Genomic DNA, 6131 nt, shown 5'->3' with positions numbered 1-6131 from the left:
GCTAGGGTTAATGCGTGGGTCAGATTGAGATGGAAAAACCGGGGGCTAGTGGGTCACTTCTGGGTGGAAATCAACACATGGGGCCAAACGGCTCTTCGACCAGGATTTCCGAATCCTTTGAAACCGACGACAGCACGGTTGGCTCGACAAAGAAGCCGGGGCGCTCTACTCTCTTGCCGCCGGTCTCGACCACCGCGCCCTTGGCTACGGCGTCCTCGACCAGGTGCAGGAAAGCCGCCACGCGGCCGCCATGCGCAATGGCGCCCAGCGTGGTGCCGTCTTCCCGGCCATGGCCCAGTTTGTAGGCTTCAGCCTTCGCCACCAGCGCCTTGACCAGCGCATCGTGAACCGAGGCGTGCGCCAGGTAGCGCGTCGGCGCGACACACGATTGCCCGGCCGAGCCGAACTTCGCCGGCGCCGTCACCTGCACCACCTTCTCGACATCGGCATCGCTCCACACGATCACCGGCGCATGGCCGCCCAGCTCGAAGACGGGGCGGATCAGGTTCGGGGCGGCCAGTGCCGCCAACTCCTTGCCCACATTCGTCGAGCCGGTGAAAGACACGGCCTTCACCACCGGCGAGGCCAGCAGTTGCCGGCTGATCGCTCGCGCGTCGCCGAAGATCAGGTTGACGACGCCGTCGGGCAGCCCCGCATCCGCCAGGGCCTTCACGATGGCGCTCGCGGTGTATGGCGTGAACTCGGATGCCTTCAGGATCACGGTGCAACCGGCGGCCAGCGCCGCACCCAGCTTGCGCCCGACCAGCACGGCCGGGAAGTTCCAGGAGGTGATGGCCACGACAACGCCCAAAGGCGTCGGCAGCGACAGGCGCGTGCTGCCCGCAACGATGCCCTGGTGTACCTTGCCGCTGATACGGCCGGCCTCCTCGCCGTTCCAGGCCAGCGTCTCGATCGTGCGGCGCAGCTCGCCAACCGCGTCCGCCTGCGTCTTGCCGGACTCCAGGATCAGGCCGCCGGCGATCTCCTCGATACGCTCGACCAGCAGGGCCGAGGCTTTTTTCAAAATCGCGCCGCGCGCCTGGCCAGTGAGCGCGCTCCATGCAGGGAATGCCTTGCTGGCAGCGTCAAGCGCCGACTGAACCTGGCTGGCATCCGCACCCGTCACGATGCCGACCGCCTCGCCAGTGGCGGGGTCGATGTTGGGCTCGGAGCTGGCTCGGCCTTCCTGCCATTGCCCGTTGATGAAAAGATGCGCGTCGAGATGGTGTTCGGCCATGGCCGTCTCCTATGGATGGATGTTTGATGAATCAGGCAAAGCGGTGCTTGCCACGCACGAGATCTGCGCCCTTCTCGGCGATCATCAGCGTGGCCGCATAGGTGTTGCCGGAGGTGATGGCCGGCATGATTGAGGCGTCGATCACCCGCAGGTTCTCCAGCCCATGGACGCGCAGCGAATCGTCCACGACCGACATCGGATCGGACTTCGGCCCCATGCGGGCCGTGCCCACCAGGTGGTATCCCGTAGAACCATGGCTCTTGCAAAAATCCAGCAGTTGCTCGTCGGTACTGACATGGGTGCCCGGCACCGTTTCTTCCTGCAAATACTTCGCCAGCGTCGGCGAATGCAGCAGGCCGCGGATGATCTTCATGCCCGCCACCATGACCTCCTGATCCAGGCCGTGCGCCAGGTAGTTGGGCTGGATGGCAGGGTCCTCGAAAACATCGGTCGAGCGCGCATGCACGTAGCCGCGGCTCAGCGGCCTGTGCTGCCACCACCCGCCGGTCACGCCCGGATAGTCATCGAGCACATAGTGCTTGCCTTCCTTGTAGCTGCCCGGCACGAACACGCACTGCAGGTCCGGCGTCGCGACGCCTGCATTCGACTTGCAGAACAGGTGCGCCTGGGAAGGCGTCAGCGTCAGCACGCCCGGCTTCTGCGCCACCCAGCGCATGATCTGCCAGAGCAGCCGCGGGCCGCGCGCCATCTCGTTCAGGGTCGTGACGCCCGGTCTGGCGCGCATGACCAGACGCGCCGAATAGTGGTCGCTCAGGTTCGCGCCGACGCCCGGCAGCTCATGGACCACCTTGACGCCCAGCCTGGCCAGCAGGCCGGCAGGGCCAACGCCCGAAATCTGCAGCAGCCGCGCCGTGTTGGCCGTGCCCGCGGACACGATCACTTCGCGGCGCGCCTTGACGATGGTTTCCTCGCCACCTTGGCGCCGGATGAATCCCACGCCCACGGCGCGCTTACCCTCGAACAGGACGCGCTGCGCCCGCACGCCGGACAGCAGCTCCACATTGCCGCGCTTGAGAGCCGGGGCCAGAAAGCCCACCGCGGCGCTAACTCGCACACCGCTCTCGATCGTGCGCTGGAAATAGCCCACCCCTTCCTGATCGCCGGAGTTGTAGTCGGGGTTGCGCTTGTGGCCGGCAGCGACAGCCGCGTCGATAAAGGTTTCGGAGATGGGATGGAACCAGTCCATCGGCGTCACCGGAATCTGGCCTGAACGCCCCCGGACGCTGTCGTCGCCGCGGCCGGTGTAGCGCTCCGACTTGGCGAAATAAGGCAGCACGTCCTGGTAGCCCCAGCCCCGGTTGCCCAGCGACGCCCAGTGGTCGAAGTCGCCCGGCTGGCCGCGCACGATCATCATGCCGTTGATGGAGCTGGAGCCGCCGATGACCTTACCCTGGGTCGTGGAGATTTGCCGGCCGCCGCTTCCCTCCGACGGCTCCGTCTTGAACTGCCAGGTGATCTCAGGCTGGGTCAGGGTCTTGACGAAACCGGCCGGCACGCGGACATAGGGCCGCAAATCGCTGGGTCCGGCCTCCAGCACGCACACCGTCACTCCGGGGTCTTCGGACAGCCGGGACGCCAGGATGGAGCCCGCCGAGCCGGCGCCAACAATCACGTAGTCGTAGGTCTTCGCACTTTCCGTATGTGTGGTCATTTCATCTCTTTTGCCAAGGTTTCTGTGGCGCGGACTTTCACGGCGTCACTGCACATGCGATGAAATGGTAGGAAGGCAGATAGAATCGTAAAAGCGATTTGTTTTCTTCAATAGATGAATAAACTGCATCTATTCAAAAACTAAATAGAAACCCCATGTCAAGCCAGAAAAATATGAAATCCTTTACCAGAGAGGATTTCAGCGACTTTTTGATGCATCCGGCGACGTTTTCGTGGCATCGAAAATCATCGAAAAATTGACTTTAAAAAACTTAAAGTGAATTTAATTCACCAAAAATCCGATCATGTCCCTCAGCGCTTATGAAGTTTTCGTGGCCATTGCGGAACGCGGCAGCTTTGCCGCCGCCGCGCATCAGCTGAACCTGTCGCCGTCAGCGGTGAGCCATGCCTTGGCGTCCTTCGAAGAAGAGTTGGGCTTCTCGCTTCTCGTGAGAAACCGCGGCGGCGTTCGCCTGACATCCGGGGGCGAAGCCTTGTTACCCTCCGTGAGGGAGGTGCTACAAAGCAACGAAAAGCTGGAGCAGCAAGCGTCCAAGCTGCTCGGTCTGGAGGCCGGGACCGTCCGCATCGGAGCATTCAGCAGCGTGAGCGTGGCCTGGTTGCCGAAGATCATTCGCTCGTTCTCCGAGCTTCATCCCAACATCGAAGTGATCATCGAGCAAGGCGGTTATGACGATGTCATCGAATGGATTGTCAAGAGCCGCATCGACCTGGGCTTTGTCACCTTGCCCGCTGCCCCGGGCCTGGATGTGACGCCGCTCTACGCCGACCCGCTGGTCTGCATCGCGCCACCCGGCTTCGAGCCGAAAAACAAGGCATACATGACGGCTTCCGAGCTGGCACAGCACAACGTGGTGCTTCAGGGGCAAGGCTACGGCAAAGAAACCCAGCAGCTCATGGCAACCCACAAGATCTCCATCAAATCAAGCGCTCGGGCAATTGACGACGCCGCCATCATTGCCATCGTCGAAAGCGGCCTGGGCATCAGCGTCGTGCCGCAACTCGCTTTGCTCAACTATCGGAGTTCAGTACAGGTCTTCCCTTTCTTTCCTGCGGAAAGCCGGGCCATCGTGTTGGCATCCTTGAGCCATGAAGGTCTGGCTCCAGCTGCAAAAGTCATGCACAAGCACATTGTCGATTCTGTCGCCTACTGGTCCAAACAAGAGGGGGAAAGTCGCGGGTACAGTAAGGCATCTACGAACAACCGGTTGTCTTTTACAGCAGCTCCAGGCTGCACGCCTAACCGGGAAGCTGGTCCCTGATTCGCTCCCCTTGGGCATCGAGAAGCGCTATCTTTTACTCATGGCCTTTACTTGGCGCTGGAGATGTGACTTTCAACTGCAGGGGCTTTGATTGATGACACCCACTAGCGCCCAGTTGTGCTTGAACTACCTGCCTGCAAGGTCACCAGATCAACTTCGCGCTCGACCACCGCGCCAGCGATCACCCGCTGCTCCAACTCATTCAGGCGGATCATGGCCACGGCCAACGCTTTATCGAGTGCACCGTTGACGATCTCCTGGTACTCACCGGGGACACATGCGGTCGCGGCCATGCTGTCGAACAAGGCTTTGTACAACTCAGTAGTGACCTCCAAGCGCTGAACATGCGAACACCCGCGGAGGCATTTGCATTAGCGGCCTGACCTGTGCAGGTTCTGCTGGGTCAATACAGGTGAGCGTACCTGCACGGCGCAAGCTGGTGCGCCACAGGTGGGGCGCGGACTCAGCGAACGCGCTCATTGCTCGTCATCGGCATGAACACCAGCGCCTACCGTTACAAGCCCGCTGAAGACCGAAACGGCGCCCTGAAGGGCAAGATCATCGCTCTGGCGCAACGCCATCGCCCCAACGGCGCCGGCATGATCTATCTCAAGCTCAGGCAAGCCGGCGAGATCGTCAACCACAAAGGGGTTGACCACCTGTATGTCGAAGCTGGTTTGCAGGTAAGGAAACGCAAACGCAAGAAGATCCCGCTGGCCGATCGCCACCCGCTACAGCGTCCGATGGCAGCCAACTAGGTGTGGCCAATGGGCTTTGTCTTTGACCGAACGGCCAAAAGACACAGCATCAAGAGCCTGACGGTAGCCGATGATGCGACCCACAAGGCGATAGCCACCGTGGCCAAGCGGGCGATGGGTGGCATGCCATCAGGGCGAACCTAGCGCAGCCGCTCAAATATCTTCGTGCGCATCTAATCCTCATCGATAGGGCAATCGTTTTCCCTAAATCTACTGATTTGACTCAAATTTGAGTTTGACTTTCAGTGTTTTTTACTTTTAAAGTAAAGGCAATCGATTGCCCTTAAGAGGATCTTATGCTTAAACAACCAGGTCTAGCCACCAACCCGCAAGCGCTGTTGACAGCAGTTCTTAACTCCAACGCCCAAACAGCTAACCCGAGACTGAAGGAAATATTGGATAAGGGCATCCGCCATCTCCATGCCTTTGCTGTCGAAGCAGACCTCACCCCTGCTGAGCTGGAAGTGGGGCTGGACTTCTTGGTCGCCATTGGACAGGCCAGCGGCCCCAAGAAGCACGAAGGCATTTTGTTGGCCGATATCCTGGGACTGGCGACATTGGTGCAGCTCCATGACGCGCGTCATGCTCTGGAAGCCGGAGGAACCGAGCCTGCACTGATAGGTCCCTTCTGGCGCGCCAACCAACCTGTACGCAAGAGCGGTGAATGCATTGCCTGCAGCGATACCCCGGGTCCGCGCCTGACAGTCAACGGCCGCGTGCTATCACTGGATGGATCGCCTATCGCTGGAGCACGAGTGGAGACCTGGCAGGCCTCACCTAAGGGGCTTTACGAAAACCAAGATGAATCCCAGCCTCGCATGAACCTGCGCGGCTGCTTCGAGACCGATCAAGACGGCCGCTTCTCCTTTGAAAGCGTGCGCCCGGCAGGCTATCCCGTGCCCGTGGACGGCCCATGCGGAGAGCTGCTGGCAGCGCAAGGCCGGCACACCATGCGCCCCGCCCACCTGCACTTCTTGGTGGTGGCGCCTGGTCACAAGGTGCTGGCCACACAGTTTTTCGACGCTGAGGACCCGCATGCAGATGACGACGTCGTGTTCGGCGCAGTCGGATCCTTGCTCAGGCATTTTGAGCCTGCAGGCCCCAATCACTACAGGCTGGATGTGGATCTGCGGCTAGAGCCTGGCGAGACACGCATCCCCAAATGCCCCATTCCCTAATTCG

The 6131-nt window shown here is 60.9% G+C and carries 5 protein-coding genes and 1 pseudogene; 3 read left to right on the top strand and 3 right to left on the bottom strand.

The features are described 5' to 3' along the window. Positions 1-70: 70 nt before the first annotated feature. On the bottom strand, positions 71-1237 hold the full coding sequence (locus tag JAO85_RS24800) for an aldehyde dehydrogenase family protein (protein ID WP_237735002.1): 1167 nt from the start codon (positions 1235-1237) through the stop codon (positions 71-73). A 31-nt stretch (positions 1238-1268) separates the two neighbouring features. Then, entirely contained in the window at positions 1269-2909 is a 1641-nt protein-coding gene (locus tag JAO85_RS24795; protein WP_202789262.1) for a GMC family oxidoreductase, read from the bottom strand. A gap of 304 nt (positions 2910-3213) precedes the next feature. Between JAO85_RS24795 and JAO85_RS24790 the strand changes: the two genes are divergently transcribed. Next, positions 3214-4191 (top strand): LysR family transcriptional regulator, encoded by a 978-nt coding sequence (locus tag JAO85_RS24790; protein ID WP_202789261.1) that lies wholly within the window; start codon positions 3214-3216, stop codon positions 4189-4191. Positions 4192-4295: 104 nt separating this feature from the next. On the opposite strand, the gene JAO85_RS24785 is transcribed toward JAO85_RS24790, so the two are convergent. Then, on the bottom strand, positions 4296-4508 hold the full coding sequence (locus JAO85_RS24785; RefSeq protein ID WP_237735001.1) for a hypothetical protein: 213 nt from the start codon (positions 4506-4508) through the stop codon (positions 4296-4298). Positions 4509-4603: 95 nt separating this feature from the next. On the opposite strand from JAO85_RS24785, the pseudogene JAO85_RS25715 reads away from it, so the two are divergent. Further along, a pseudogene (locus tag JAO85_RS25715) lies at positions 4604-5072 on the top strand (IS3 family transposase); the annotation flags it as partial. A 173-nt stretch (positions 5073-5245) separates the two neighbouring features. Then, the gene (locus JAO85_RS24775) at positions 5246-6127 is read left to right on the top strand and encodes a dioxygenase (RefSeq protein ID WP_039050482.1); all 882 of its coding nucleotides are present in this window, start codon (positions 5246-5248) and stop codon (positions 6125-6127) included. Positions 6128-6131: the final 4 nt, after the last annotated feature.

Source organism: Comamonas sp. NyZ500, from assembly GCF_016772095.1.
Lineage (GTDB): Bacteria > Pseudomonadota > Gammaproteobacteria > Burkholderiales > Burkholderiaceae_C > Comamonas > Comamonas thiooxydans.
Note: the sequence above shows the minus strand (reverse complement) of the source record. Positions and strands in the feature narration are given on the sequence as shown.

Coding starts and splice junctions, on each gene's coding strand:
- JAO85_RS24795 (WP_202789262.1), bottom strand. CDS start 2,909: ATGACCACACATACGGAAAGTGCGAAGACCTACGACTACGTGATTGTT.
- JAO85_RS24790 (WP_202789261.1), top strand. CDS start 3,214: ATGTCCCTCAGCGCTTATGAAGTTTTCGTGGCCATTGCGGAACGCGGC.
- JAO85_RS24800 (WP_237735002.1), bottom strand. CDS start 1,237: ATGGCCGAACACCATCTCGACGCGCATCTTTTCATCAACGGGCAATGG.
- JAO85_RS24775 (WP_039050482.1), top strand. CDS start 5,246: ATGCTTAAACAACCAGGTCTAGCCACCAACCCGCAAGCGCTGTTGACA.